We start from the raw sequence: 24810 nt of genomic DNA on the forward strand, positions 1-24810 counted from the left end.
AAAGGGGAACATCCGATGAAGAAGATCGCCGCGGGCGCCGTATTCGCCGCCGCACTCATGCTGTCTGCCTGCCAGACAACGGGCGCGGGCGGGCAGGCCGCGATACCGGGCGCCTATGTCCCGACGCCGCAGGAGCAGGCCATCCAGCAGGCCGCTATCGCCCAGGCGGGCGCAGCGGGCGCTTTCAACTACAATGCCGCGCAGGCGGCCGCCGGCGGGGCGCTTGCCAACCAGGCGGTGGCCGGTGCCGTCGGGCAAGGTCTTGCCGCCGCTATCGCGACGCCGGGCGCCAATGCGCCGATCGCCGCCTCCCAGCCGGATGACGGCCAGAAGAGCTGTGCGCAGCTCGCCGCCGAAATGGCAAGCATGAACGAAATCGTCGCCAAGGCCGACAACACCGCCACCACCTCGCAGGTTGCGAGCATCGGCATCGGCCTTGCCCAGACCTTCGGCGGCTATTTTGGCGGTGGCGCCGCCGTCAATGCGATTCAGGCCAGTTCCGCTGTCGATTCGGCAAACCAGCAGCAGCGTCAGGCCGCGCAGGTACAGAGCCAGCAGGCGCAGGTCCGCATGCAGGTGCTGGCGGGCATAGCGGCCGGCAAGGGCTGCTAGGGCGCGCCCGGTTCCCGCAAGAGACGTTTCCATCGGGCATTCCGCTGGCTGTCTCAGGCGTTCACCCGGACGCACACCCCTAGGCTGTCAGCGGATAACGGGGGAGCCCGCAAGGCTCCCCCGTGCTAGTTTCGCCCCGGCAAAAAAATGGGAGCGAACTCATGACGGTCATGAATGCCGATACGATCGTGCTGGCAGAGGCAGGGCCCGGCGAACCGGATCTCGCCGCCCGGCTCATCTACGACACCGGCTCCTATGTTTTCGATTGTCTCTATGACCGGGACTTCGAAGCCTTCCTGAAAATCACCGGGTTTCAATGGCAGCAGCAGGGCGGTGCCTTCTCCCATGTTCACGCCAGGGCGGCGCTCCATGATGGAAATCTCGCAGGCATCGCGCTCGGTTTCCCGCAAAGCCTCTATGAGCAGGAATTCGGCACGGCCATGATCGCGATGGCGGAAAAGGCGGGGCCGGACCTCATCGCCCATCTCCCTTCCGTTGCGGGCCATATCCCATGGCTCTTTCCCGATGTGCCGGACGATGCCTGGTATCTGCTTTTTCTCTCCGCCCATCCGCAAGCGCGCGGGCGGGGCATCGGCGAGAAGCTTCTGGTCGATTGCTATGAGCGGGCACGCAAGGCTGGCTGCGCCTCGCTCCATCTCGATGTTGCCTCGGTCAATCCGGCACTGCGCTTCTATGAGCGCATGGGGCTGGAGAGGCTGGTGGAAAGCGCCGTGCCGAAAATCGCGGCCTCACACGGCGTGCCTTCCCATATCCGAATGGTGAAACATCTCGTCTGATGCGGCGGGTGGAAAGTAAGTCAGGCTTCACCCAATGCCATGGCCCGAAGGAGGCCGGCATTCTTCACGATGATTGCGCGTTTGCTCGGCGCCGAGATGACGCCGGCGCGCTTCAGGTCGCTCAGTGCGCGGCATACCGTTTCGATGGTCAGGCCGAGATAGTCAGCTATGTCCTGCCGTCCCATCGGCAGATCCAGCCGGTCGCCCGTCCTGCCCGCGCAGCCCTGACGCTCCAGCATCATGAGCAGGAACGAGGACACGCGCTCCTTGACGGTCTGGCGGCCGAGCATGAACAGATGGTTCCGGGCATCGGAAAGACCGCGATAGAGAAGGGCCATCAATTGATCGCGAAGATCCGGCGACGTTTGTCCGAGACAGTCGATTTGTCCGGAAGAATAGCGGACGAGGATCGTGTCGTTCACGGCCTCGGCGGTCAGCGTATAATCGTCCGGCGAGGCGAAGCCGAAGAAGTCCCCCGCAAGGCAGAAATCCGAGATCTGACGGCGGCCGTCGGAAAAGATCTTGCACAGCCGCACCGCCCCGCTCACCACCCGGTAGGAGAACAGAGCGCGTTCGCCCTCGCTGTATATCGTCTGGTTGCGTTCGAACTTCAGTGTCGTGTCGCTGCTCCGCAGCAGAGAGATGTTCCCCCGGCCGTCAGCCTCCGGCCTCTGGCGCGCGGCTGGTGCCCCGGCGGCGTAGCGGTGGATGGACCGTGGAGAAACAGCTTGGATGGCGGTGATAGACATTCGGAACCCCTCCTGCATCGCGTCCGGCCTGGCGGCCTCTGCCTTCTGCCATGAGGAAATCCTGTCACGCCTGAACCACGTGCAAAATCCGTAGATACACTTAGAGGCCGTTTGCGGCGGGATCAGTCCAGGGCCTTGCCGCGGAGAGTGCGGCCGATCTCCCGCTTCAGGTCATCCTCGTTTACCGGCTTCTCAAGCAGCGCACATGCGCCAGCCTGCATCACGCGGTTCCGCAACACGGCGTCGGCGCGGCCGGTGAAAACGATCACGGGGAGAAGATTTTCCATCTCCTTCAGCCGTTCCAGCAATTCGACGCCATTCATGCCCGGCATATGCAGATCGAGCAAAAGACAGCCATGGATGCTTCCTTTTGCGCGAAGGTCGTCGTCGTTATCGCTCAGAAAATGAAGCGCCGAGGAATAGTCCCGCACGGTCAGGCCATGCGATTCCAGCAGCGCGCGCATGGAATCGCGCACAGCATCGTCGTCGTCGACTACATAGATTGTCGCGGTCTGAAAACTCTTCACTGCCGCCTCCGTGGCGACGAACCTTGCCCACGGAGAGAATAGAGAGGCGGCACGCGGTGCCCAATACGTAGTTTACCTAGGTCCGGCCTGCCTGGCATTGCCTGCCAGGCGCACACCGGCTTCAAGCGCCATGCGCACGAGGTCGGAGAGTGTTCTTGCCTGCATCTTCTCCATGAGGTTCGCGCGATGCACCTCGACGGTCCGGGGCGATATGTCGAGGTCATAGGCGATCATCTTGTTCGCCTTGCCGGCGACCAGATGTTCCAGCACTTCCCTTTCGCGCTGGGTGAGGCCGGCGACGCGGTGCTTGGCCGCTTTGGCAAAGCCGGCATCGTCGCGCTGCTGGCGGCCGGCTTCCAGCGCGCGGGCCACGCTGTCGAGCAACAGCTCGTCGTTGAACGGCTTTTCGATGAAATCGACCGCGCCTGCTTTCATCGCGCGCACGGCAAGCGGCACGTCGGCATGGCCTGTCATCACGATCACCGGCAGTGCGATCTGGCGGCGGACCATTTCTTCCTGAAGTTCGAGCCCGTCCATATCCGGCATTCTTATGTCGACGACGAGGCAGCCCGGCCGCTCCGTTGCCCGGGATGCCAGGAAGGAAGCAGCCGAATCGAAGTTCTCGACGCGAAAGGAGGCGGATTCCAGCAGCGCGCTGACCGAGTCGCGCACGGCGGCGTCGTCATCGACGACAAAGACTGTTTCATCCGTCTTCATAGGTTCTGCGCCGCTGCGGGCAGACGGAAGCGGAAGGTGGTGCCGTCGCTTCCGTCGCGCGCGGCCCAGAGGCGGCCGCCATGTGCTTTCACGATGGTCTGGCAGATCGAGAGGCCGATGCCCATTCCCTTCTCCTTGGTCGTGACGAAGGGCTGGAACAGCCGGCTCGCCACCTCTTCCGGCAGTCCTGGTCCGGTATCGGCAAAGGACGCGTAGATATAGCCGGGTTCGTCCGTTCCCGTCTTTATGAGGATTTCGCGCCGCTCGACGCTCTGCATTGCCTCGACGGCGTTGCGGACGAGATTGACGACGACCTGCTGTATCTGGATACGGTCCATGATGACAGGGGAAATGTTCGGGTCGAAATCGACAGCGACCTTCACATTGCTGTCCGAGGCGCCGATCAGGGCGAGCGCAATCGCCTCCCTGATCGTCTGGTTCAGGTCTTCCTCGGCGCGGAAGGCTTCCCGTTTCTCCACGAAATCGCGCAGCCGCCGGATGATCTGGCCGGCGCGGCCGGTCTGCTCGGCGGCCTTGTCGATGAGTTCACGCGCGCGGATTGCAGCCGGATCGTCGAGCCCCTCGATCGTCCGTGCCGCCGCGCGGACATAATTCATGATGGCGGTGAGCGGCTGGTTCAGCTCATGCGCGAGGGCCGAGGTCATCTGGCCCATTTCGTTCGTACGCGAGACGTGGACAAGCTCTTCCTGCACTTCCCGCAGGCGGCCGGCGGCGAAGTGGCGCTCTGATGTGTCGTGAATGATGCCGACGAAGATGCGCTGGTTTTCGAAGACGCCCTCTCCCACGGAGAGATACATGGGGAAGGTCGAGCCGTCCTTCATCTGACCCATCACCTCGCGGCCGATGCCGATGATCTTGCGGTTGGCGGTTTTGTGATAGGCGCTGAGATAGCCGTCATGCTCGTCGCGGTAAGGCGAGGGCATCAGCATCTTGATGTTGCGGCCGAGAACTTCCTCCGGTGTATAGCCGAACAGGCGCTCGCAGGCCTGGTTGTAGAGCCGCACATTACCGGCGGCGTCGATGACGATGATGCCATCCACCGCCGTCGCAATCAGCATGCGGAAAAGCGCCGCGTTCTCCGCGTCCTTGAACGGCATGTCCATGCCGGTATCCATCGCTCACCGCCCGGTCTTCAAACCCTTCCTCAAGGGTACTCCCGGTGACCGGAGCCGCCAACCCATATCGGGTCCGCGGGTGGCGCGTTCACTCGGCGGGTGCGTCGGCTCCTTCGGCCAGCAGCACGCCGGCGACGGCGAGGGGGCAGAGAACGAGAAAGGCGAGGGCGGGCAGCGCCCATGCGGACCCGCCATAGACCGGCAGCAGCGCCGCGCCGCCGGCAATGCCCAGCGCGACCCAGAGTGGCACAAGGAGCGGTGCGCCCGGCTTTTCGGCATCGCGTGCCGTGAAAACGAGACCGGGAAGAAAAGCGGTCACGCGCGCATTCATGTCATCCTCCTCAAGCGGCGGGGGCGCCCTTGCCCTCATGAAGGGCAGCCTGCCAGAGAGGCGGGAAGCCTTCATTGATCGAGGTCATGTTCCGCGCGCTTGCATCCCGCTCCGCCCTCGCTTATCTCGGCCATGGGATTTCCGTCACATCGAGGGCAGGGCGTTCATGACCGTCACCGAAACCGAACCGGGCCGTTTCCGCGCGCGCATCGCCTCGCTTGTCGGGGCGTCCTGGTTCCAGAATTTCATCACGGCGGTCATCCTCGTCAACGCCGTCACCCTCGGCCTCGAGACCTCCGCCACGGCGATGGAAGCGGCCGGCCCCCTCCTCGTCGCCATAGACCGCGTCGCGCTCACGATCTTCGTCATCGAGATCGCGCTGAAGCTCGTCGCCGCGCGGCTCCGCTTCTTCCGCGACGGCTGGAACGTCTTCGACTTCATCATTGTCGGCATCGCGCTGGTGCCGGCCGCGGGGCCGCTCTCGGTGCTCCGCGCGCTCCGCATCCTCCGCGTGCTCAGGCTTCTCTCCGTCGTGCCGTCGCTCCGCAAGGTGGTCGCCGCGCTTTTCGGCGCGCTGCCCGGCATGGGCTCGATCATCGCCGTGCTCTTTCTCGTCTTCTATGTCGGCGCCGTCCTCTCAACCAAGCTTTTCGGCCAGAGCTTCCCGGACTGGTTCGGCACCATCGGCGGCTCGATGTATTCGCTCTTCCAGATCATGACGCTGGAAAGCTGGTCGATGGGCATCGTGCGCCCGGTGATGGAGGTCTATCCTTACGCCTGGATCTTCTTCGTTCCCTTCATCGTCATGACGAGCTTCATGGTGCTGAACCTCTTCATCGCCATCATCGTGAATTCGATGCAGGCGCTGCATGACGAGGAGCAGAACGCCGCCCAGGACGCGCGCGACGCCCGCGCCCGCGACGAGCGCGCCGAAATCGAGCGCCGGGCGCATGCCGAGCGCGAGGCGACGGCGGCGGATGTCCGCGCCATGCGCGCGGAGATCGCCGAGATCAAAAAGCTGCTGGAAGAAAAAGCGGCACGCTGACGGGCCGGCCTATCTCAGGCCTCTCTCCGCCCTATCTCCGGCCTTCCGCCGCCCGCTCCGCCAGCGCGCGGATATCGCCTTCCCGCACGCCGTCGCGTTTCATCACGATCCGCACGATCGGGTCCGCCAGCATTTCGTCCAGAGACAATTCCCGGCTGAACGCCTCTCTGAGGGATGTTGAGATGGACATGGGGCTACCTCGCGTGATCGTGACGCCGGCCCTCGCGGAAACATGCCGCCAAAGGGCCGGAGAAGAACGTTATGGTCTAGTTGCGAATAATTCGCAACAAACAGATGGGAAGCCCCCGCCGGAACGGCAAGAGGCGCGCCCATAAAAAACCGTTTCGGAGGCAAAAAGTTTCAGCCGCCTTTCCCTGTCTCAAAGACGTACCGACTACATGAAAACCATCGGCGCAAACCGCGTCATGTTCGGCACCAACTGGCCAATGCTCTCGCCGAAGAAACCTGAAAGACCTCGCGAGCCTCGGGCTCAGCGAGGCGAAGGGTGAGGGGCCTTCAGATCATCCCCGGCTTACCCGCACCCAACACACCTTCGCCGCACAGCTAAGTGTTGTAGTTCTTGACAACACTCCCCAGTGTTGTCATCCTGACCAACGTGAAAGCAGAATTGCTCTATCGCGCCCGCACATATTTCCGCGACGACGCTTTCGCGGAGGCGGTACTTTGGAAGCTGCCCGCGCCGCTCAAGGGCAGTTCCCATTCCTTCAAGTACCGCCTTGCGCTCGTGATAAGCGACGAATGCGTCCTGCGTTACGATAACGAGGCAGGCAAGGGCGATCACCGCCATATTGGCGAGCGGGAAGAGCCCTATGAATTCGTCGATCCCGAGACGCTGCTTGCCGACTTTTCCGCCGATGTCGAAAGGATGCTCGAATGACCACGTTGCGAGTGAGGATCGGAGACTTCTCCGACATGAAGTCGGGCTTCCTGCAAGCCTGGAAGGAAGCGGGTGGGGGCAAGCGCGTGAAGCCCCGCCACGAACTGATCTTCCGCTCCTATGAAGACATGCACCGCGTCCTCTCGCCCGCACGCCTCGAAGTCGTGAAAGCCCTCGCGGGCCAGGGCCCGCTCAGCATGCGCGAAGTCGCCCGCCGCATCGGCCGCGACGTGAAAGCCGTCCATGGCGACATAACCGCCCTCATCAATTGCGGCATGATCGACCGCACGGAAGAAGGCGTGAGCTTTCCCTATGATCGTATCCGGCTGGACGTGGATATTGAGGCGGCGTGAAAAAAGGCCGGGCGTGAATTTTCGTGTGTAGTTCGGTAACGACGGGGCCGCTTTGTTACCGTTTGAACGACCCGCCGTCGCAAATGCCTTGCTCTCAGGCGGTGCGCTTCAGCCCGAATGCTGCTTTTCAACAGAATTTCAGGAGGTTGCACGAGCAGCGGTTACCAGCAATGATTGTGCTTGGGGATTGGGTGGGGGCAAACTTGCAAGTTTTGCGACTGAAAAGGCTTGGCAGCCATCGCTTTGCGATGGGTAGTTCCGCCGTGGGCGTTTTTCACATCGGCAAGGAGGTCTTGGCGATAGTTCGCCAAGGCTATTTCCATGTCTGATGGTCCACACTTCTCTAAAGTGTGCGCTGGCGGAGAGCCCCGGCTCGATGTGCTGTTTGTTCACGGCCTCACTGGCGACCCTCGCGAAACCTGGACTTCCGGAGGACCTGAACAGGAATACTGGCCCAAATGGCTGTGCGAAGAGCTAGAGGGGGTGTCGGTATACGCTCTGGGATACCCTTCTAGCATCTTCGGAAAATGGGCCAAGAAGGAGATGAATCTCCACGAGCGGGCAGGCAATATGCTAGAGCATCTTGCCGCCAACGGTATCGGAGCTAGACCGATTGCCTTAGTCGGCCACAGTCTTGGCGGCATCCTTGTCAAAGAAATGCTCCGCGCATCCAACGAATGTGCTGACAGGGATTGGCAAGCGATTGCTGCGCAAACCCGTCTCGCCGTCTTCATGGCAACGCCGCACAAGGGAGCCTCACTGGCTTCGGCGGTAAAGCTTATTGTACCGCGGCTTTCTTCCACGCATGTGGACCTTTTAAGCAACGATAGTGGCTATCTGACTAGTCTCAACCAAGCCTATCGCGACTTCGCGAACGGTGCGGGTATCGCAACCGTGGCCTACTATGAAAAATATAAGACCAAAGGCTCTAGCGTGATCGTTCCAGAAGACAGCGCTGACCCGGGGGTCGGAGCCACGAGGCCGGTGGCGGTCGATGCTGATCACATCTCAATTTGCAAACCGGCAAAACGGACCGATCTCATTTACGTTTCATTGTGCCGTCACTTGAAGGCTGTTCTGCAGCAGTGTTCCATGTCGGCGGGTGAAGACGGCGCTCTCGATTCATTCGCCTCGGACGATTATGGCACAAGTTCCGAATCGGATCGTCGAGACCTGCTGCAAAAGCTGATCGATGCGGGGCGAGAACACGAATATCAGAAAGCCAACAGCCTCCAGAATAAATTCGCGCAGCGTTATTACAAGCTGGGCTTACATACCGACGCCAAAACTAAAAGCGATGCGGTGCTGGCCGCAGTCGAGCAACGTTTTTTTACGCACGTCTACGGCGGAAAAATCTGCAAGGGCGCGACCGACGAAGAAATTGCGGCTGCTCTGCAAGTGCATGTCATTGATCCATTGTGCAGCGGTACAGGAAAGGATCATTTGAGCCCGACCGCGATTTTGCAGGCGCTCTACTTTCTCACTGAGCAATGTTACATTCAGTGGGACGCAGCATGAGCAGCCGTCTCTGGTACCCGCAGCTTGATGTTTACGACGCAATCCGGCGGATTGGCGGACTACTAAGCTTTTGGAGCACGGATGCTGCGCCGTCACCGGAGCGGCTGTTCATCGCCGATTTCTATCTCGCCAATCCCCCACTCCTCCACAAGACGCACATGACTCGCGAAGTACGGAAGGAATTTACCGGACTTGGAATCCCGCGTCCGGAGAAAGCCTTCATCAGCTATCCGTCTCCTCCGATCCTGTTTCAGAAAATGGACGAGGTTCAGCGCCAAGCGTTCAGAACGCTAACGGGCAAAGGCCTAATTGATTTACCGAAGCTTGAGAAAGGTGCGGTAGCGGCCTCTGCCGCAGGTTTTGAGCTTTTTGAAGATCGGTTCGTACCACTCTTTGGCGACGCCGAAAGCCAAGTCGCCAAATTCATCGCGCGTTCGTTTGCGCTTGCAGACACTGACATTGGTGCTTTGCGTCGGAGCACTGGTCTAAGAAGGGTGGTCCGTTGAGCTATTCTCATTTTCATATCAGGCGTCTTCGAGTGCTTCTGAAAGGAGCGTCGGTGTACGACCAGAGCTTTCATGCCGGCGTCAATATAATCAGGGGAGAGAATGGCTCCGGCAAATCCACAATTGCCGATTTCATTTTTTATATCCTCGGCGGAGAGTTTGATAACTGGAAGACGGTGGCCGCGAACTGCGATGAAGTGCAGGCCGAAGTCGCGACACAAGGCGGCGTGCTGACGCTCCGCAGGGAGATTGACCGTGCGCAAACCCCAATGCACGTCTTCTTTGGTCCAATGGTGGATGCGGAGCAACATGGGCTAGACGGATGGGAAACCTATCCTATCCGCAGGTCGGAAAGCCGAGAGAGCTTTTCACAGGTTCTGTTTCGCGCATCAGGTATTCCTGAAGCGCAAAGCCAAGGAGCTGCCAATATCACCATGAACCAATTGATGCGGTTACTTTACTCGGACCAGCGTACGCCGGCGGCATTTCTTTTCCGATTTGAACCGTTCGATACGCGCGAAATCCGTGAAGCGGTCGGTGATCTCGTTTGCGGGCTCAGCGTATATGAGCTGTATGAGATAGAACTCAATCTGCGCAAGCTTGATAAACAATTTGATGAAAAGAACCGTCAGTATACGGCCCTTTTGAGCGTGCTGCCACCGGATGAAGCGCTTTCGCGGGTGGAGACAATTGATAGCCGCGTGGTCAACATGATCGCTGAATACGACAGATTGGCAACGGAGATTGACAACGTTGACGAGCTTCTCGATTCCGGTCGTGCTCAGGAGTTTATAGCGGGACAAAAGAAAGCAGCCGACGAGCTGCGGAACTACCGCAAGCAGATTGCGTTGAATGAACAAAATCTTCACATCAACGAACTTGAAGTTGCCGATCTCACCAACTTTCTCGAATATCTGGAAGATCTGGCGGAAAAATTGCCACGAGCGCAAACCTCATCAGACATCGTTGGGAATATCGACTTTACCCATTGCCCAGCATGCCTCGCACCGCTGTCTGATAGCCTAGGGCCGGAACATTGCGTGCTGTGCGGCACCAAGACTGATCCCGAGCATGAGCGCTCCCGCTATCTCCAGATCAAGATGGATTTGGACATACAGATACGGGAATCCCGACAGCTCCTAGAGGAGAAAAAGCGTTCTTCTGCCAACATGGAGCGCGAGCTTCGTCGGCTGCGCCTTAATTACCAAGCAGAGCTTTCCGAATACACCGTCAGGTATGAGATAAGTATCTCGCCTCGTGATAGTTTTGTCGCCGAGCGCTATCAGCGCCTCGGCCAGATTGACCGTGAGCTATCAGAGTTGACGCGGCTTCGGGAAAGAGCCCTTGAGATACAATCGCTTAGCGACGAAAAGGCTGCTTTGCAGGAGCAGATCAACAGCCTGAAGGATCGCCAGAAAGCCTTGGAAGTCGCCAGCGGGCAACGCAGAAGGCAGGCGCTGACACGTGTTTCCGAAACCGCGAAAGCCATTCTGAAACAAGATTTGGATCGCCAAGATGAGTTCCAGAATGCTCAGAGCGTGGCCGTTAATTTTGGTGACAATTCTGTCCTTGTCGATGGCGAGCTGAATTTTGCCGAAAGCAGCAATGTCATTGTAAAGAATGCGGTCATTCTCTCGCTCCTGCTGGCAGCTACGCAGGATAAGAAATTCTATCATCCGCGTTTTGTCTTATTCGATAACATCGAAGACAAAGGGATGGAGCAGAACCGGAGCCATAATTTCCAAGAGATCATTTTGCGGGCTTCGGAAGATGCGGAGTTGGACCACCAAATTATTTTCACAACCTCGATGTTCAACCCATCTCTCGATGAAGATAAATACGCAATCGGGCCGCACTACACTCACGAGAACCGTACTCTTTCCGTCGGCTAAGAAACGGATGGAGGATAACGATTAACTTATCCCCCTGTATCCCCCTCGCCACAGACATTCCCGCCACATGGTGTTCGCGCCACAGCGGGGACAAGTGGGGCGCGGGCGGCCGGGGAGGGTGGGGACAAGTCTTGCGGGCGGTGTCTGTGCCGGCTCCGGGAGCGTCCGGAAGGGCTTCGCGCGGCGGGGATAAGTCCGTTTACAGATCAATATGACAGTCTCATGGCAGTTCGCTGACGGTGGCCCCCTCGGGGGCCACTCAGTCCGGGAAGTGTCCGTCGGAAAATGCCTCACGAAGCGGAGATAAGTCCGCCTGCGGATCAATGTGACAGTCTCGTGACGGTTCGATGACAGTGGCCTCTCCGAACCCGCTTTATCCCCGCTTGCCGCAAAAGAAAACGGCGCGGATTGCGCCGCGCCGTTTCCCGTCTGACGAAGGAGAGAAGGTTCGTTCAGTTCTCGCGCACCTCGAGGCCCATTTCGCGCACCTTGCGGTAGAGCGTCGAGCGGCCGATGCCGAGGCGGCGGGCGACTTCCGTCATGTGGCCCTTGTACTTGTCGATGGCGAGGCGGATCATTTCCGCTTCGATGTCTTCAAGCTTCCTGACATTGCCGGCTTCATCCGTGATCGAGATGCCGTCGGAGAAGTTCGAGCGGGCGAAATCCGCCAGCGTGTTGGTCTGTTGCGGCTGGGCTGCGTAAAGCGGTGCGCCGGTATCCGTCGCCGCCGCTTCGCCGATGGCGTGCGGTGCATGGGTGGCGGTGGTGGCGGCCGCGCGCGGCATGGCCGCTTCCTGGTAGCCGTCCACCATGCTGGCGATCTGCGGGAAGTCGGAGACTTCGAGCATCTCGCCGTCGCAAAGCACGATGGCGCGGAAGATCGTGTTTTCGATCTGGCGCACATTGCCCGGCCATTCATAGGCGCAGAGCATCGAGAGCGCGTCGCGCGAGATGCCGACGACCGGCTTTCCTTCTTCCGCCGCGAGACGGCGGATGAAATGCGCGACGAGTTCGGGGATGTCGTCCTTGCGCTCGCGCAGCGGCGGCACATGGATCGGGAAGACGTTGAGGCGGTAATAGAGGTCTTCGCGGAAGCGGCCCTCCTTCACCATCTGCAGCATCTCGCGATTGGTTGCCGAGATGAGGCGGATATCGACCTTGACGGGCTTCTTCGAGCCGACGGGGTCGACCTCGCCCTGTTGCAGCGCGCGCAGCAGCTTCACCTGGATGTCGAGCGGCAGTTCGCCGATCTCGTCGAGGAAGAGTGTGCCGCCGGAGGCTTCCTGGAATTTGCCGGCATGTTTGTCGGACGCGCCGGTGAAGGCGCCCTTTTCATGGCCGAACAGGATGCTCTCGACGAGGTTTTCGGGGATCGCGCCGCAGTTCACCGTCACGAACGGTTTGCCGGCGCGGTCGCCTTCGCCCTGGATGGCGGCGGCGATCAGTTCCTTGCCGACGCCCGACTCGCCTTCGATCAGGATCGGGATGTTCGATTGCGCGGCGCGCTTGCCGAGGCGGATGACCGGTGCCATGGCGGCGCTCGGCGCGATGATGTCGGCGAAGGTGAGCTGGCCGGATTTGCGTTTCTGGAGGCGGCTGATCTCGCCCGTCAGCGCGTTCACCTTGAGGGCGTTGCGCATCGAGACGTGGAGGCGTTCGGGGCTGACCGGCTTCACCACGAAGTCGGAGGCGCCTTCGCGCATCACGTTCACCACCGTTTCGATGCCGCCATGGGCGGTCAGCACGATCACGGGCAGGTTCGGCTTGTTCGGGTGGACGCGCTTCAGCACCTCCATCCCGTCGATGCCGGGCATGACCAGATCGAGAATCACCAGCGAGATTTCCGCGCCGCCGGGCCCCTCGAGATAGGCCAGTGCCGCCTCGCCGCCATCCACGGGGATGGCTCGGTAGCCGTCACGGTTGACGACCTCCTCCAGGATCCGCCGCTGCGCCGGATCGTCATCCACAATAAGAATGGCCTGGGTCATCCTGTTCCTCGGTAGCAGAAAATCGCAATAAAGGGCCGGGGATAACCCCGCTTTTGCCCCATATTGGGCCGTATTGGTAAAGGGGCCCTTAATCCGCAGGCCAATAATCGCCCTGTGGTGACACATGCTGGGACATTCGCCTTTTGATCCTCATTTGGTCACATATCCCACCGATTCCGCCGCGCAACAGTGTTGCCGACATGTGACGCATAGCGCAGAACTGCGTTGTTTCCTCTGATACGGGTTGATGGTTTCTGCGGTTCCGTGCGATGAAATTGGGCTTATGAGGGCTTACCGGTGGGGTCCGGGCCACCCGTCGTATCGTCGGGGGGCAAAGCGAAATAACGACGGAGATTGGGATGAAAATGATATCCCGGCTAATAGCGTTGGGTTCTTTCCTTGTGCTGGCTGGTTGCGGCACATGGACCGCCGAATCGTACCTGCATGAAGACATTCAGGGTGATTCCTTCAACGCTTGCCTGGCTCGCGAATATCAGGACAGGGCGACTTCGGAAGCCTATGTCGATTGCAACTGGGTCGATACGGCCACGATCGTTGCCAAGGGCCGCGCTGCGGCTGCTGGCGAAACCGTTCTTCCTTTCGACCCCGCCACCAAAGGGGTTCTTTCGAGCGATCTGCCTGAGCTGCAGGACGCCCGTTCCAAGCTGATGTCCGCACTGGACAATGGCGGCCGCACCGATCGCGGCTGTGAATGCGCCAAGGCGCAGCGCTACTACGACGGTTGGGTCGAACAGGCGAGCGACAACAAGCTCGGCGTGAACGGCTCCTACTTCGGCGGCGAAGGCGGCCCGGTACAGCCGGATCGCGTGGAAGCCGAGAAGGCCGCGTTCTACGAAGCGCTCACGGCTTGCGCCCTTCAGGCGCCGTCCGGTCCGTGGACCATCTATTTCGGTTTCGACAAGTATAACCTGACACCGGAAGCGCAGTCGGTGATCGATCAGATCGTCGCTGAAACGACCGGCCCGCTCTCGGTTATCGGTCACACCGATACGTCGGGCAGCAGTGCCTACAACCAGGCACTCGGCCAGCGCCGTGCGGACTCCGTGTCCAACGCGCTGACGGCCCAGGGCAAGGAACTCTGCAGCGCGGTTTCGCGCGGCGAGACCGAGCTTGCCGTGCAGACGGGAGACGGCGTACGTGAGCCGCTCAACCGCCGTGCGGTGGTTGCCGGCTGCTAACGCAGTAACCGACGCCAAGATCAGGGCTCCAGCCGCAAGGCTGGGGCCCTTTTCTTTTGCTCCGTTGAATGACGGGGGCGGACGCGCGATATAAGTTCGAGAACCTTCCCATGGAGTGTCCGAATGCTGCGTCTCAAGCCCGTTTCTGCCCCTGCCTCATCCGTGAGTAACGCAAAAGATCAGCAGGAATTGCTGGGCGAGCTGCCGGTCTGGAACCTGGGCGATCTTTATTCGGCACCAGATGCGCCTGAAGTTAAAGCGGATCTCCGGTGGGCGGCGGAGGCGGCGGCGGCTTTCAACAAGCTCTACAAGGGCCGCATCGGCGCGCTGGCAGCGGCGCCCGAGGGCGGCAAGGAGATTGCCGCGGCCTTGAAGGCCTATGAAGAGATCGAGGACAAGCTCGGCCGGTTGATCTCCTTTGCCGGGCTTCTCTATGCGCAGGACAGCGTCAATCCGGCCTATGCCAAGTTCTATGGCGACATGCAGGGCCAGATCACCACGATTTCGACGGACCTTCTCTTTTTCGCTCTCGAACTGAACCGGGTTGAAGACGACGTGCTGGCTAAGGCTCTCGAAGATCCGGCGCTCGGCCACTACGCGCCTTGGCTGCGCGACCTGCGCGCGATGCGGCCTTATCAGCTTTCCGATGAGCTCGAAACGCTTCTGCATGAGAAAAGCCTGACGGGGCATGCCGCATGGAACCGCCTTTTCGACGAAACGATGGCGCGGCTTACATTCGAAGTCGATAGCGAGACGCTGACGGTCGAAGGTGCCCTGCATCTTCTTTCTGACCATGATGCGGCGAAGCGCGAAGTAGCGGCGCATGCGCTTGCGAAGACCTTCAAGGCGAACACGCCGCTTTTCACGCTCATCACCAATACGCTTGCAAAGGACAAGGAGATCGAGGATCGCCTGCGCGGTTTTGACGACATCGCGCAATCGCGGCATATCGCCAATCGCGTGGAGCCGGAAGTCGTGGAGGCGCTGGTGGATGCAGTGCGGCGCGCCTATCCCGATCTCTCGCATCGCTACTATGCGATGAAAGCCAAATGGCTCGGTCTCGATCGCCTGGAATATTGGGACCGCAATGCGCCTTTGCCACATTCAGACGATGCAGTGATCCCCTGGAATCAGGCGCGGGATACAGTACTCGACGCCTATCGCGGCTTCACGCCGGACATGGCGAAGATCGCCGGTCAGTTTTTCGACAAGGGCTGGATCGATGCGCCCATGCGGGCGGGCAAGGCGACCGGCGCCTTCGCTCATCCGACCGTGCCGAGCGCACATCCCTATGTGCTGGTCAATTACCAGGGCAAGACGCGCGACGTGATGACGCTTGCGCATGAACTCGGTCACGGCGTTCACCAGGTGCTCGCGGCGAAGCAAGGTCCGCTCATGGCCGATACACCGCTGACGCTTGCCGAAACGGCGAGTGTCTTCGGCGAGATGCTCACCTTCCGCAAACTTCTCGCCGGAGCGCAGACGAAGGAACGCCGCAAGGCGATGCTCGCCTCCAAGGTCGAGGACATGCTCAACACGGTTGTCCGCCAGACAGCGTTCTACACGTTCGAGCGCCGTGTTCACACCGCGCGCCGGGAAGGCGAACTGACATCGGAAGATATCGGCCGGATCTGGCTCGACGTGCAAGGCGAGAGCCTTGGTCCGGCCATCCATCTCGGCGAAGGCTACGAGACCTACTGGTGCTACATCTCTCACTTCATACATGCGCCGTTCTATGTCTACGCCTATGCCTTCGGCGACTGCCTCGTGAACTCGCTCTATGCGGTCTACGAGCAGGCACAGGAAGGTTTCGCGGAACGCTATTTCGAAATGCTTTCCGCCGGCGGCACGTTGCGCCACAAGGAACTGCTCGCTCCGTTCGGGCTCGATGCGAGCGACCCTGCCTTCTGGGACAAGGGTCTCTCCATGATCCGCGGCTTCATCGACGAGCTTGAGGCGATGGAATGAGCAATGAGCCGCCGCGCGACGATCCGCCGAAGCCTCGCGACAACGAGGCGAATAGTCTTGGCCGCCGTGTGCAGCGTTATGCGCAGGTAGGCGCGGGTGTCGGCGGCATCGCGGCGCGTATGGCAGGTGCGCGGCTTCTCGGGCTCGACCAGGCGGATGGGCGCACGGCGCGGGAGCTCAAATCGGCCCTGGGCGGCCTCAAAGGGCCTATCATGAAGGTCGCGCAGATGATCGCGACCATCCCGGAAGCTGTGCCTGCCGAGTTTGCAGCAGAGCTCGCCGAGCTCCAGTCCGCTGCGCCGCCGATGGGCTGGCCATTCGTCAAGCGGCGGATGCGCGCGGAGCTCGGGCCCGGCTGGGAGCAACGGTTCGGCACCTTCGAGAAGGAAGCGGCGGCGGCCGCTTCTCTCGGGCAGGTGCATCGCGCGACAACGGACGATGGCGAGAAACTTGCCGTCAAACTTCAATATCCGGACATGCAATCCGCGGTCGATGCCGACCTGAAGCAATTGGGTCTCATCTTTTCGATTCATCGCCGGATGGACAGCGCCATCGACACGCGTGAAATGTACAAGGAGATTGGCGATCGGTTGCGGGAGGAACTCGACTACGAGCGTGAGGCCGCGCATATGCGGCTCTATGCGGACATCTTTGCCGATGATGCGCGGATCGACGTACCGGACGTCTATAGCCAGCTCTCGACGAAGCGTCTCCTCACCATGAGCTGGCTCGAGGGCAAGCCGCTTCTCTCATTCCGCGACCATCCGCTCGAAGATAGAAACCGCATCGCGGAGACCATGTTCGCCGCCTGGTGGATGCCGTTCAGCCATTACGGCGTCATCCATGGCGATCCTCATCTCGGCAACTACACGGTGCGACAGGATCTCGGCATCAATCTCCTCGACTATGGCTGCATCCGCATTTTTCCGCCGGCATTCGTCGCGGGTGTGGTCGAGCTTTATCGTTCGCTCGAAACAAATGATCGCGACCGGGCAGCCGCCGCTTATGAGCGCTGGGGTTTTCGCAATCTCTCCAATGAACTCATAGATGTGCTGAATGTGTGGGCGGGCTTCATCTATGCGCCGCTGCTCGACAACCGGGTGCGCTCCGTGGCCGACGGTATCGGGCCGGGCGAATATGGCCGCAAGGAAGCCTTCAGTGTGCACAAGCGTCTGCGCGAACTCGGCCCCGTTACGCCGCCGCGCGAATTCGTGTTCATGGACCGCGCCGCCATCGGCCTCGGCTCGGTCTTCCTGCATCTCGGCGCAGAACTCAATTTTCACAGGCTTTTCAATGAGACCATCGAGGACTTCGATGCCACGATGCTCGACAAGCGCCAGAGCGCCGCGCTAAAGAAGGCGGGCGTTCCGCTCGCTGCCTGAGCGGCATCCTTCCTTTTTGCGTATCCCAGGATCAGGCAAGGCCCGCTCATGACCGACGATCTCCTCGAAGAAAACACGATCGCCTTGCCCGAGGGCTACACGAACCTCAACTGGTTCCATGGTTTCGGCCGTCAGATCGGGCCGCTCTACGAGAAGATCGAGACGGATGGCGGCTACACACGCGCCTTCCTCGTGCAGGAGTATCACACCAATGGCATGGGCAATTGCCATGGCGGAATGCTGATGGCTTTCGCCGACATGGCATTTGGCCATGCAATCACCATGAGCACCCATCGCTACTGGGTGACGGTGCGCCTGCTGACGGATTTCCTGTCCGGTGCGAAGATCGGCGAGTGGGTGGAAGGCACTGGCGAGGTCGTCGGCGCGGAAGATGATTTCTTCACGGTGCAAGGGCGCATCTGGTGCGGCGACCGTACCATCATGTCCGGCACCGGCGTCTTCAAGGCACTCGGCGAAAGGCCGCCCAAATGAGCGGCTTCACGCTGGCGCCGGGCGACGAGGAGGGGCCCTCCATCACTGTGCCGCCCGGCTGGTTCTCGCGCGCAATCGCCGTCGAGCCGGAAAGCCGCCATGTCGAGGTGGATGGCGTCCGGGTGCATTATCTTCGGTGGGGCGATCCGTCCAAACCGGGTCTTCTTCTCGTTCACGGCAATGGCGCGCATGCGCGCTGGTGGTCTTTCGTCGCGCCGTTCCTCGCACGTGAATATTCCGTCGCCGCCATCGACGTTACGGGCATGGGCGATAGCGGCTGGCACGACAAATACACAATCGAAGCCTTCGCCGAAGAGCAGATTGCGGTTTGCGAAGATGCAGGGTTTTTCAAGGGCGAGGAGCCGCCGATCATTGTCGGGCATTCCTTCGGCGGTTTCATAACCATCCTGACAGGGGCTTTGTATGGCGACCGTCTCGCGGGGACGGTCATTGTCGACAGCCCTGTCAATCCGCCGGACAGGCCGGGCGGCCCGCCGGACCGCGAATTCCGTCCACACCGTATTTATCCGACGCTTGAAGAGGCGATGGGCCGCTTCCGTCTCGCGCCGCCGCAGCCCTGCGAGAACAACTACATTGTCGATTACATCGCGCGCCACTCGCTGAAGCAAGTCGAAGGCGGCTGGACATGGAAGTTCGATCCCGCAATCTGGCAGCGTTTCGATATAGGTGACATGAGCGCGCGGCTTGCCGCCACGCGCTGCCGCATCGCGATCATGCGCGGTGAATTCTCCGTGTTGCTGCCGGCGGAAATCGGCGACTACATGTTCAGCCTGCTCGGCAGTTCCGCGCCGGTGATCGAGATCCCGCAGGCCCGGCACCACGTCATGCTCGATCAGCCGCTCGCGTTTGTTGCGGCGCTCCGTGCGTTGCTCGCCGATTGGGACCATTCCGCTCCTTCCCGCAAGGCGGCGACCGGACCTCTGCCATCACCTTTCGGTGAATAAGACGGCCGAGGTTTGACACCTCGCGCCTCCGGTGGGACCCTTTTCGCGGGGAGCATCGCCGAGGAAGGGAGGACGAACCCATGGGCCGACAGCTTTCCGACGAGGAAATCGCCACACTGGTCCCCGCCGAACTTGCGCGGAATGCGACACCGATCCCCATGCAGATCGTCTCGAGCGACGAATTTCCTCCCTCGCCGCAGACAAGAGAGCAGCGCGAAGTCGAAGCACGGCTCCTCAGCATGGCCGGTGATCTGGCCGCGAAGCAGGGCATCTCGCGCCGCCGTTTTTTCCAGACTGCGTCCGGTATGGCGGCCTCCTTCCTGGCGATGAACCAGGTCTATGGCCCGCTCTTTTCCGTGAGCGCGGCTGAAGCGGCGACACCCGACATTGCGGCGGCGCGCGCGGTTTCGCTCCGCGATCAGTTCATCATGGACATGCACACGCATTTCCTGCGCGACGATACGCGGCTTACAAGTTTTGTGCGCATGCGGGAGGCTGTGGGAAAGGCGGGCTGGAACGACGCCCTCTCCGCAGGGGAGCAGACCATCGAGGATTTGAAATACGAGAATTATATCAAGGAAGTTTTCCTCGATAGCGATACGAAGGTTGCTTTGATCTCGAGCGCGCCTTCGGAAGTGCCGGAGGACTGGTTTCTCACCAACAGGCAGATGGCGGAAGCGCGTGAGAAAGTAAATTCGCAATCGGGATCGAAGCGGCTCTATTCCCACGCCATATTCACGCCGGGCTATCCCGGCTGGCTCGACGATCTCGACGCCGCGCTGGAACTCAAGCCCGATTCCGTGAAGGGCTACACGATCGGCGACAACACCCACAAGGATCTGAGCCGCCACCCGTGGCGCATGGATGACGAGGACCTCACCTATAAAGCCTATGAGAAATGCCTGAAGGCTGGTGTGAAGAACATCTGCGTTCACAAGGGGTTGTTCAATCCGGCGACCGAAAAGGAGTTTCCGCATCTTCGCGCCTATGCCGATGTCTCCGATGTCGGCAAGGCGGCGAAGGACTGGCCCGATCTCAACTTCATCATCTACCACTCGGCCTATCGCTTTGTCGGCAGCGATCCGTCCGTGGCTCTCGATCAGTTCGAGAAGACGGGCCGTATCGAGTGGACGACGGATCTTGCTGAAATTCCGGAGAAATACGGCGTCACCAATGTTTATGGCGATCTCGGCCAGATATTTGCCGTCAACGTCGTTGCCCAACCGCGTATCGCCGCCGCGGTCATGGGAACTCTGGTCAAGGGGCTGGGCGCGGAGCGTGTCTGCTGGGGCACCGATGCGGTCTGGACCGGTTCGCCCCAATGGCAGATCGAGGGTTTGCGGCGGCTCGAAATTCCGGAGGAAATGCAGAAAGCGCATGGCTTTGCGCCGCTGGGTGCTGCCCACGGGCCGGTGAAAGCGGCGATCTTTGGCGGCAATAATGCCCGGCTTTACGGCATCGACCCTGAGGAGGCCTGGCAGAGCATGAAGGATGACAGGATGTCAAAGCGCCGCGAGGGCTATCTTCGCGAGGGCGCGAATCCAGCCCACACGCGCTATGGCTTTATGTATCCGGACGGCACCCCGCCGCACCGCGCCTTTACCTGAACGCTGCTCGCCTTTGTGCGAAATTGCACATGAAGCTGCAGGGATTTGGTACAAGCCCACCGGGTCGCGGCGCTTGCCGCGAGCGGTTCGTTTGCTATAGTCCGCCTCGCTCAAAACGACCTTAACGAGCGGCACAAGCGGGCGAGGTACCATGGCAGAGAAGCAGGACGGCTGGGGCGAAGAGATGGATGTGAAGCTTCATCTCGGCACCTATGACAGTTTCATCACGGCGTCCAAATGGGGCACGATCCTTGTCGCGCTCTTGCTGGTCCTGATGGCGATTTTCCTCCTGTAGGCGTCCTCGGAGCGGCTGCGGAAAATTCGTTCTTGAATTCAGCCCTCAACGCTTCATATTCGAATAATTCTTATTCGCATTTTGCGGCTGCGGTTTTCGCGGTCGCCCGGAGAACAGGCGACGGTCCATGAAACTTGCGATCCCCAAGGAACGGCTCGACGGCGAAACACGCGTGGCGGCCTCGCCGGAGACGGTGAAGAAGCTGAGTGCGCTCGGAATCGATATCGTCGTTGAAACCGGCGCGGGCGAGCACGCCTCGATCGCCGATGCGGTGTACCAGGAAGCGGGCGCGGCCATCGCGTCGAGCGCAGCCGAAGCGCTGAAGGATGCCGATCTCGTTTTCAAGGTGCGTGCGCCCTCCGATGAAGAGATCGGCATGATGAAGCGCGGCGCCATGCTTGCCGCCATTCTCAGCCCCTGGGACGACAAGCCCCGGCTTCAGAAGTATGCCGCCGCCGGTATCAATGCCTTCGCGATGGAATTCATGCCGCGCATCACGCGCGCGCAGTCGATGGACGTGCTCTCCTCGCAGTCGAACCTCGCAGGCTACAAGGCGGTCATCAACGCGGCGGCGGCCTTCACCCGCGCCATGCCGATGATGATGACGGCGGCGGGCACCATCGCGCCCGCGCGTGTCTTCATCATGGGCGTCGGCGTCGCGGGCCTGCAGGCGATCGCGACGGCGAAGCGTCTCGGCGCCATCGTCTCGGCGACGGATGTGCGCTCCGCCACCAAGGAGCAAGTGCAGAGCCTTGGCGGCACTTTCATCATGGTCGAATCGGAAGAGAGCGGCGACGCCGCCGGCGGCTATGCCAAGGAAATGAGCGACGAGTACAAGCGCGCCCAGGCCGCTCTCGTCGCCGAACACATCAAGAAGCAGGACATTGTCATCACCACCGCGCTCATCCCGGGCCGTCCGGCGCCGGAGCTTGTGAGCGAAGAGATGGTGAAGTCGATGAAGCCGGGTTCGATCCTCGTCGATCTCGCGGTCGAGCGTGGCGGCAACTGCCCGCTCTCCGAAGCCGGCAAGCGCGTCGTGAAGCACGGCGTCACGATCATCGGCGATACTAATGTCGCCGGCCAGCTCGCGGTCGACTCATCCGCGCTCTACGCCAAGAACCTGCTCAACTTCATCACTCCCCTGATCGACAAGGAAACGAAAGCCCTGGCGATCAACTGGGAAGACGAAATCATCACGGGCACGTGCCTGACCCGGGACGGTCAGGTTGTGCATCCGTCGTTCCGCGAGGGAGACAACTGATGGAAGCGGCCGCAATCGATCCATTCATCTTCCGGCTTGCGATCTTCGTGCTCGCGATCTTTGTCGGCTACTACGTTGTCTGGAGCGTGACGCCCGCGCTCCACACACCGCTCATGTCCGTTACCAACGCCATCTCCTCCGTCATCATCGTCGGCGCGCTCATCGCGGTCGGCCTGGATGTCGCGCAGGCGGGCGAGGGGGGCTGGCTCTCCAAGATTTTCGGCTTCGTCGCCGTGGTCCTTGCCGCCGTCAATATCTTCGGCGGCTTCCTGGTCACGCAGCGGATGCTGGCCATGTACAAGAAAAAGCAGCGCTGAGAGGGCCACGAACATGTCAGCCAATATAGCGGCTCTGCTGTACGTCGTTTCAGCGGTTCTTTTCATCCTCGCGCTGCGTGGCCTGTCCTCGCCCGAGACCTCCCGTCAGGGTAACACCTATGGCATGATCGGTATGACGATCGCGATCGTCACCACGCTGACCGTGCTGCAGGCGCAGAATACGCTCACCTGGACGTTGATCGTCGTCGGTCTCGCCATCGGTGGCGGCATTGGCGCCATCATCGCGCGCCGCATTGCCATGACGCAGATGCCGCAGCTCGTCGCGGCCTTCCATTCGCTGGTCGGTCTCGCGGCGGTCTTCGTCGCCTGGTCGGCGTTCCTCGCGCCCGAGGCCTACGGCATCGGTGCCTTTCACGCGATCCACGGCGCGAACCTCGTCGAGATGGGGCTTGGCGTCGCCATCGGCGCGATCACCTTTTCCGGTTCGCTCATTGCCTTCGCAAAGCTCAACGGCAACATGTCGGGTGCACCGATCATGCTGCCCGGCCGTCACGTCATCAATGCGGCGCTGGCGCTCGCCATCGTCGGCGGCATCGGCTACATCGTCGCGGATCCGGCCAACCAGACGACCGAGCTCTTTCTCGCCATCACCATCCTCTCCTTCATCATCGGTTTCCTGATCATCATTCCGATTGGTGGCGCCGACATGCCGGTGGTGGTGTCGATGCTGAACTCCTATTCCGGTTGGGCAGCGGCAGGCATCGGTTTCACGCTTGGCAATCTCGCGCTCATCGTGACGGGCGCGCTGGTCGGCTCGTCGGGCGCGATCCTCAGCTACATCATGTGCAAGGGCATGAACCGCTCCTTCATCAGCGTCATTCTCGGCGGCTTCGGCGCGGATACGTCGTCGGCGGGTGGCGGCGCGGTCGAGACGCGTCCCGTGAAGCAGGGCTCGGCGGACGATGCGGCCTTCATCATGAAGAATGCCGGCTCCGTCATCATCGTGCCGGGCTATGGTATGGCGGTGGCGCAGGCGCAGCACACGCTGCGTGAAATGGCGGACATACTGAAGGCCGAAGGCGTCAAGGTTTCCTACGCCATTCACCCGGTCGCGGGCCGCATGCCGGGACATATGAACGTGCTGCTCGCCGAAGCGAGTGTGCCTTACGACGAAGTGTTTGAACTGGAAGACATCAACAACCAGTTCTCCCAGGCCGATGTCGCCTTCGTCATCGGCGCGAACGACGTCACGAACCCGTCCGCCAAGACCGACACGGCGAGCCCGATCTACGGCATGCCCGTGCTCGACGTCGAAAAGGCGAAGACGGTTCTTTTCGTGAAGCGCGGCATGGGTTCGGGTTATGCGGGCGTCGAGAACGAGCTCTTCTTCCGCGACAACACGATGATGCTCTTCGGCGATGCGAAGAAGATGGTCGAGGAAATCGTCAAGAATCTCTGAGCCGAACCGCGCAAGGTTCCGGCTGGACGAAACAGGCGGGCGGTGCTCAAGATGGGCACCGCCCGTTTCGTTTGGGCGGGCATCAAGAGGGGAGAAACAAAAATGATCTGGATAGCTCGTATCGCTGCAGTGCTGGTGGGGCTCTTTTCGCTCGCGATGGGCGCGATGATGATTCTGTCGCCCGCTGAGACGGCTGAGGGGCTTGGCCTCGGGGCGCTTTCGCCCATCGGGCTCAATGCGCTTCGCGCCGATATCGGTGCTTTCTTTCTTGCCAGCGCGCTCGCGAGCGGATTGGCACTTTTCGGTGGCCGTCCGCACTGGCTGCTCGGGGCGGCGGCGCTTTACGGTCTCGCCTTTCTCGGCCGTCTTGTCGGCATTGCCGTCGACGGTGCGCCGGAAGGCATTGCAACGCCGCTCGTCGTCGAATTCACGATGGTGGTGCTTGCCGTCTTCGCCGCCAGGACCCTCAGCCGGAGCTGAATCCATGGACATTTATCACGGCTGGTGCGACCTGAAGCCGGGTGTCCGCGACATCGACTTCGCGGATGCTTTCACGCGCTATATGGAGCTTCTTGAAGGGGAGGGCGTCATCGAGGGCTGGCGGCTCACGCGCAAGAAGCTCGGCCTCGGGCCGCGCGAGCTTGGCGAGTTTCACTTCATGATCGAAGTGACCGACATGACCCAGCTCGACAGTGCCTTCAACTGGGTCGCGACCCGCGCGGAGCCCGTCGAGGTGGAGCATCACGGCGTCAACTCGCTGGTGCGGAATATCCAGTTCGCTCTCTACAGGGATTTCCCGGATCCGGTGCGCGAGAAGGGCGAGGAGCGTTTCTGA

27 protein-coding genes are annotated in these 24810 nt (G+C 60.9%); 20 read left to right on the plus strand and 7 right to left on the minus strand.

Going from position 1 to position 24810, the window contains the following annotated elements; all coding sequences use genetic code 11:
- The first annotated feature begins 15 nt into the window (after window positions 1–15).
- Both PLAV_RS10315 and PLAV_RS10320 read left to right on the plus strand, forming a co-directional pair.
- Window positions 16–612, plus strand: coding sequence for a hypothetical protein (locus PLAV_RS10315; protein WP_012110955.1), 597 nt, complete (start codon window positions 16–18; stop codon window positions 610–612).
- Window positions 613–773: 161 nt separating this feature from the next.
- Entirely contained in the window at window positions 774–1409 is a 636-nt protein-coding gene (locus PLAV_RS10320) for a GNAT family N-acetyltransferase (RefSeq protein WP_012110956.1), read from the plus strand.
- A 20-nt stretch (window positions 1410–1429) separates the two neighbouring features.
- On the opposite strand, the gene PLAV_RS10325 is transcribed toward PLAV_RS10320, so the two are convergent.
- From PLAV_RS10325 to PLAV_RS10345, 5 genes are all read right to left on the minus strand, one after another.
- Complete coding sequence (locus tag PLAV_RS10325; RefSeq protein WP_012110957.1) at window positions 1430–2158, minus strand: helix-turn-helix domain-containing protein; 729 nt, start codon at window positions 2156–2158, stop codon at window positions 1430–1432.
- Window positions 2159–2280: 122 nt separating this feature from the next.
- On the minus strand, window positions 2281–2685 hold the full coding sequence (locus tag PLAV_RS10330) for a response regulator transcription factor (RefSeq protein ID WP_012110958.1): 405 nt from the start codon (window positions 2683–2685) through the stop codon (window positions 2281–2283).
- A 72-nt stretch (window positions 2686–2757) separates the two neighbouring features.
- Entirely contained in the window at window positions 2758–3402 is a 645-nt protein-coding gene (gene fixJ / locus PLAV_RS10335; RefSeq protein WP_012110959.1) for a response regulator FixJ, read from the minus strand.
- A complete protein-coding gene (locus PLAV_RS10340; protein WP_012110960.1) occupies window positions 3399–4538 on the minus strand; it encodes a PAS domain-containing sensor histidine kinase in 1140 nt (379 codons plus the stop codon). Before PLAV_RS10340 ends, fixJ begins: the two co-directional genes overlap by 4 nt.
- An 88-nt stretch (window positions 4539–4626) precedes the next feature.
- Window positions 4627–4869 carry a hypothetical protein gene (locus tag PLAV_RS10345; RefSeq protein ID WP_041535946.1) on the minus strand — a complete coding sequence of 81 codons (243 nt, stop codon included), beginning with the start codon at window positions 4867–4869 and terminating at the stop codon, window positions 4627–4629.
- A gap of 166 nt (window positions 4870–5035) precedes the next feature.
- Between PLAV_RS10345 and PLAV_RS10350 the strand changes: the two genes are divergently transcribed.
- Window positions 5036–5914, plus strand: a complete 879-nt coding sequence (locus tag PLAV_RS10350; protein WP_012110962.1) for an ion transporter — start codon at window positions 5036–5038, stop codon at window positions 5912–5914.
- Window positions 5915–5945: 31 nt separating this feature from the next.
- Here PLAV_RS10350 and PLAV_RS19660 read toward each other — a convergent pair whose 3' ends face one another.
- Window positions 5946–6104 carry a hypothetical protein gene (locus PLAV_RS19660; protein ID WP_168713192.1) on the minus strand — a complete coding sequence of 53 codons (159 nt, stop codon included), beginning with the start codon at window positions 6102–6104 and terminating at the stop codon, window positions 5946–5948.
- A 426-nt stretch (window positions 6105–6530) separates the two neighbouring features.
- Between PLAV_RS19660 and PLAV_RS10355 the strand changes: the two genes are divergently transcribed.
- The 5 genes from PLAV_RS10355 (at window position 6531) to PLAV_RS10380 (ending at window position 11081) form a co-directional block, all read left to right on the plus strand.
- Window positions 6531–6812 (plus strand): toxin-antitoxin system TumE family protein, encoded by a 282-nt coding sequence (locus PLAV_RS10355; protein WP_041535947.1) that lies wholly within the window; start codon window positions 6531–6533, stop codon window positions 6810–6812.
- Complete coding sequence (locus tag PLAV_RS10360; RefSeq protein WP_012110964.1) at window positions 6809–7165, plus strand: HVO_A0114 family putative DNA-binding protein; 357 nt, start codon at window positions 6809–6811, stop codon at window positions 7163–7165. Before PLAV_RS10355 ends, PLAV_RS10360 begins: the two co-directional genes overlap by 4 nt.
- Before the next feature lie 321 nt (window positions 7166–7486).
- Window positions 7487–8683, plus strand: coding sequence for an ABC-three component system protein (locus PLAV_RS10370; protein ID WP_012110965.1), 1197 nt, complete (start codon window positions 7487–7489; stop codon window positions 8681–8683).
- Complete coding sequence (locus PLAV_RS10375) at window positions 8680–9189, plus strand: ABC-three component system middle component 5 (protein ID WP_041535949.1); 510 nt, start codon at window positions 8680–8682, stop codon at window positions 9187–9189. The genes PLAV_RS10370 and PLAV_RS10375 overlap by 4 nt, the downstream gene beginning before the upstream one ends.
- A 53-nt stretch (window positions 9190–9242) precedes the next feature.
- Window positions 9243–11081, plus strand: coding sequence for an AAA family ATPase (locus PLAV_RS10380; protein WP_202943979.1), 1839 nt, complete (start codon window positions 9243–9245; stop codon window positions 11079–11081).
- A 452-nt stretch (window positions 11082–11533) separates the two neighbouring features.
- Here PLAV_RS10380 and PLAV_RS10385 read toward each other — a convergent pair whose 3' ends face one another.
- Window positions 11534–13069, minus strand: coding sequence for a sigma-54-dependent transcriptional regulator (locus tag PLAV_RS10385; protein WP_012110968.1), 1536 nt, complete (start codon window positions 13067–13069; stop codon window positions 11534–11536).
- A 359-nt stretch (window positions 13070–13428) separates the two neighbouring features.
- Between PLAV_RS10385 and PLAV_RS10390 the strand changes: the two genes are divergently transcribed.
- The 12 genes from PLAV_RS10390 (at window position 13429) to PLAV_RS10440 (ending at window position 24810) form a co-directional block, all read left to right on the plus strand.
- The gene (locus tag PLAV_RS10390; protein ID WP_083762559.1) at window positions 13429–14268 is read left to right on the plus strand and encodes an OmpA family protein; all 840 of its coding nucleotides are present in this window, start codon (window positions 13429–13431) and stop codon (window positions 14266–14268) included.
- 123 nt (window positions 14269–14391) lie between these two features.
- Window positions 14392–16236, plus strand: coding sequence for a M3 family oligoendopeptidase (locus PLAV_RS10395; protein ID WP_012110970.1), 1845 nt, complete (start codon window positions 14392–14394; stop codon window positions 16234–16236).
- Window positions 16233–17618: an ABC1 kinase family protein gene (locus PLAV_RS10400; RefSeq protein ID WP_012110971.1), complete on the plus strand. Its 1386-nt coding sequence runs from the start codon at window positions 16233–16235 to the stop codon at window positions 17616–17618. Before PLAV_RS10395 ends, PLAV_RS10400 begins: the two co-directional genes overlap by 4 nt.
- Before the next feature lie 48 nt (window positions 17619–17666).
- Window positions 17667–18110, plus strand: coding sequence for a PaaI family thioesterase (locus PLAV_RS10405; protein ID WP_012110972.1), 444 nt, complete (start codon window positions 17667–17669; stop codon window positions 18108–18110).
- Complete coding sequence (locus PLAV_RS10410; RefSeq protein ID WP_012110973.1) at window positions 18107–19075, plus strand: alpha/beta fold hydrolase; 969 nt, start codon at window positions 18107–18109, stop codon at window positions 19073–19075. The genes PLAV_RS10405 and PLAV_RS10410 overlap by 4 nt, the downstream gene beginning before the upstream one ends.
- A gap of 80 nt (window positions 19076–19155) precedes the next feature.
- Window positions 19156–20682, plus strand: coding sequence for an amidohydrolase family protein (locus PLAV_RS10415; RefSeq protein WP_012110974.1), 1527 nt, complete (start codon window positions 19156–19158; stop codon window positions 20680–20682).
- Window positions 20683–20833: 151 nt separating this feature from the next.
- Window positions 20834–20977, plus strand: a complete 144-nt coding sequence (locus tag PLAV_RS19340; protein WP_012110975.1) for an aa3-type cytochrome c oxidase subunit IV — start codon at window positions 20834–20836, stop codon at window positions 20975–20977.
- Between the two features lie 127 nt (window positions 20978–21104).
- The gene (locus PLAV_RS10420; RefSeq protein WP_012110976.1) at window positions 21105–22238 is read left to right on the plus strand and encodes a Re/Si-specific NAD(P)(+) transhydrogenase subunit alpha; all 1134 of its coding nucleotides are present in this window, start codon (window positions 21105–21107) and stop codon (window positions 22236–22238) included.
- Window positions 22238–22555 carry a proton-translocating transhydrogenase family protein gene (locus PLAV_RS10425; protein ID WP_012110977.1) on the plus strand — a complete coding sequence of 106 codons (318 nt, stop codon included), beginning with the start codon at window positions 22238–22240 and terminating at the stop codon, window positions 22553–22555. The genes PLAV_RS10420 and PLAV_RS10425 overlap by 1 nt, the downstream gene beginning before the upstream one ends.
- Before the next feature lie 13 nt (window positions 22556–22568).
- Window positions 22569–23975, plus strand: coding sequence for an NAD(P)(+) transhydrogenase (Re/Si-specific) subunit beta (locus tag PLAV_RS10430; protein WP_012110978.1), 1407 nt, complete (start codon window positions 22569–22571; stop codon window positions 23973–23975).
- A gap of 102 nt (window positions 23976–24077) precedes the next feature.
- Window positions 24078–24455, plus strand: coding sequence for a DUF4345 family protein (locus tag PLAV_RS10435; RefSeq protein ID WP_012110979.1), 378 nt, complete (start codon window positions 24078–24080; stop codon window positions 24453–24455).
- Window positions 24456–24459: 4 nt separating this feature from the next.
- A complete protein-coding gene (locus PLAV_RS10440) occupies window positions 24460–24810 on the plus strand; it encodes a DUF6614 family protein (RefSeq protein WP_012110980.1) in 351 nt (116 codons plus the stop codon).

It is taken from the genome of Parvibaculum lavamentivorans DS-1 (genome assembly GCF_000017565.1).
Lineage (GTDB): Bacteria > Pseudomonadota > Alphaproteobacteria > Parvibaculales > Parvibaculaceae > Parvibaculum > Parvibaculum lavamentivorans.

Excerpts from the sequence above, each read along its gene's own strand:
- fixJ (WP_012110959.1), bottom strand. The coding sequence starts at position 3,402 with ATGAAGACGGATGAAACAGTCTTTGTCGTCGATGACGACGCCGCCGTG.
- PLAV_RS10385 (WP_012110968.1), bottom strand. The coding sequence starts at position 13,069 with ATGACCCAGGCCATTCTTATTGTGGATGACGATCCGGCGCAGCGGCGG.
- PLAV_RS10405 (WP_012110972.1), top strand. The coding sequence starts at position 17,667 with ATGACCGACGATCTCCTCGAAGAAAACACGATCGCCTTGCCCGAGGGC.
- PLAV_RS10345 (WP_041535946.1), bottom strand. The coding sequence starts at position 4,869 with ATGAATGCGCGCGTGACCGCTTTTCTTCCCGGTCTCGTTTTCACGGCA.
- PLAV_RS10425 (WP_012110977.1), top strand. The coding sequence starts at position 22,238 with ATGGAAGCGGCCGCAATCGATCCATTCATCTTCCGGCTTGCGATCTTC.
- PLAV_RS10360 (WP_012110964.1), top strand. The coding sequence starts at position 6,809 with ATGACCACGTTGCGAGTGAGGATCGGAGACTTCTCCGACATGAAGTCG.
- PLAV_RS10400 (WP_012110971.1), top strand. The coding sequence starts at position 16,233 with ATGAGCAATGAGCCGCCGCGCGACGATCCGCCGAAGCCTCGCGACAAC.
- PLAV_RS10340 (WP_012110960.1), bottom strand. The coding sequence starts at position 4,538 with ATGGATACCGGCATGGACATGCCGTTCAAGGACGCGGAGAACGCGGCG.
- PLAV_RS10420 (WP_012110976.1), top strand. The coding sequence starts at position 21,105 with ATGAAACTTGCGATCCCCAAGGAACGGCTCGACGGCGAAACACGCGTG.
- PLAV_RS10375 (WP_041535949.1), top strand. The coding sequence starts at position 8,680 with ATGAGCAGCCGTCTCTGGTACCCGCAGCTTGATGTTTACGACGCAATC.
- PLAV_RS10430 (WP_012110978.1), top strand. The coding sequence starts at position 22,569 with ATGTCAGCCAATATAGCGGCTCTGCTGTACGTCGTTTCAGCGGTTCTT.
- PLAV_RS10315 (WP_012110955.1), top strand. The coding sequence starts at position 16 with ATGAAGAAGATCGCCGCGGGCGCCGTATTCGCCGCCGCACTCATGCTG.
- PLAV_RS10325 (WP_012110957.1), bottom strand. The coding sequence starts at position 2,158 with ATGTCTATCACCGCCATCCAAGCTGTTTCTCCACGGTCCATCCACCGC.
- PLAV_RS10350 (WP_012110962.1), top strand. The coding sequence starts at position 5,036 with ATGACCGTCACCGAAACCGAACCGGGCCGTTTCCGCGCGCGCATCGCC.
- PLAV_RS10440 (WP_012110980.1), top strand. The coding sequence starts at position 24,460 with ATGGACATTTATCACGGCTGGTGCGACCTGAAGCCGGGTGTCCGCGAC.
- PLAV_RS10410 (WP_012110973.1), top strand. The coding sequence starts at position 18,107 with ATGAGCGGCTTCACGCTGGCGCCGGGCGACGAGGAGGGGCCCTCCATC.
- PLAV_RS19660 (WP_168713192.1), bottom strand. The coding sequence starts at position 6,104 with ATGTCCATCTCAACATCCCTCAGAGAGGCGTTCAGCCGGGAATTGTCT.
- PLAV_RS10320 (WP_012110956.1), top strand. The coding sequence starts at position 774 with ATGACGGTCATGAATGCCGATACGATCGTGCTGGCAGAGGCAGGGCCC.
- PLAV_RS10390 (WP_083762559.1), top strand. The coding sequence starts at position 13,429 with ATGAAAATGATATCCCGGCTAATAGCGTTGGGTTCTTTCCTTGTGCTG.
- PLAV_RS10415 (WP_012110974.1), top strand. The coding sequence starts at position 19,156 with ATGGGCCGACAGCTTTCCGACGAGGAAATCGCCACACTGGTCCCCGCC.
- PLAV_RS10395 (WP_012110970.1), top strand. The coding sequence starts at position 14,392 with ATGCTGCGTCTCAAGCCCGTTTCTGCCCCTGCCTCATCCGTGAGTAAC.
- PLAV_RS10370 (WP_012110965.1), top strand. The coding sequence starts at position 7,487 with ATGTCTGATGGTCCACACTTCTCTAAAGTGTGCGCTGGCGGAGAGCCC.
- PLAV_RS10435 (WP_012110979.1), top strand. The coding sequence starts at position 24,078 with ATGATCTGGATAGCTCGTATCGCTGCAGTGCTGGTGGGGCTCTTTTCG.
- PLAV_RS19340 (WP_012110975.1), top strand. The coding sequence starts at position 20,834 with ATGGCAGAGAAGCAGGACGGCTGGGGCGAAGAGATGGATGTGAAGCTT.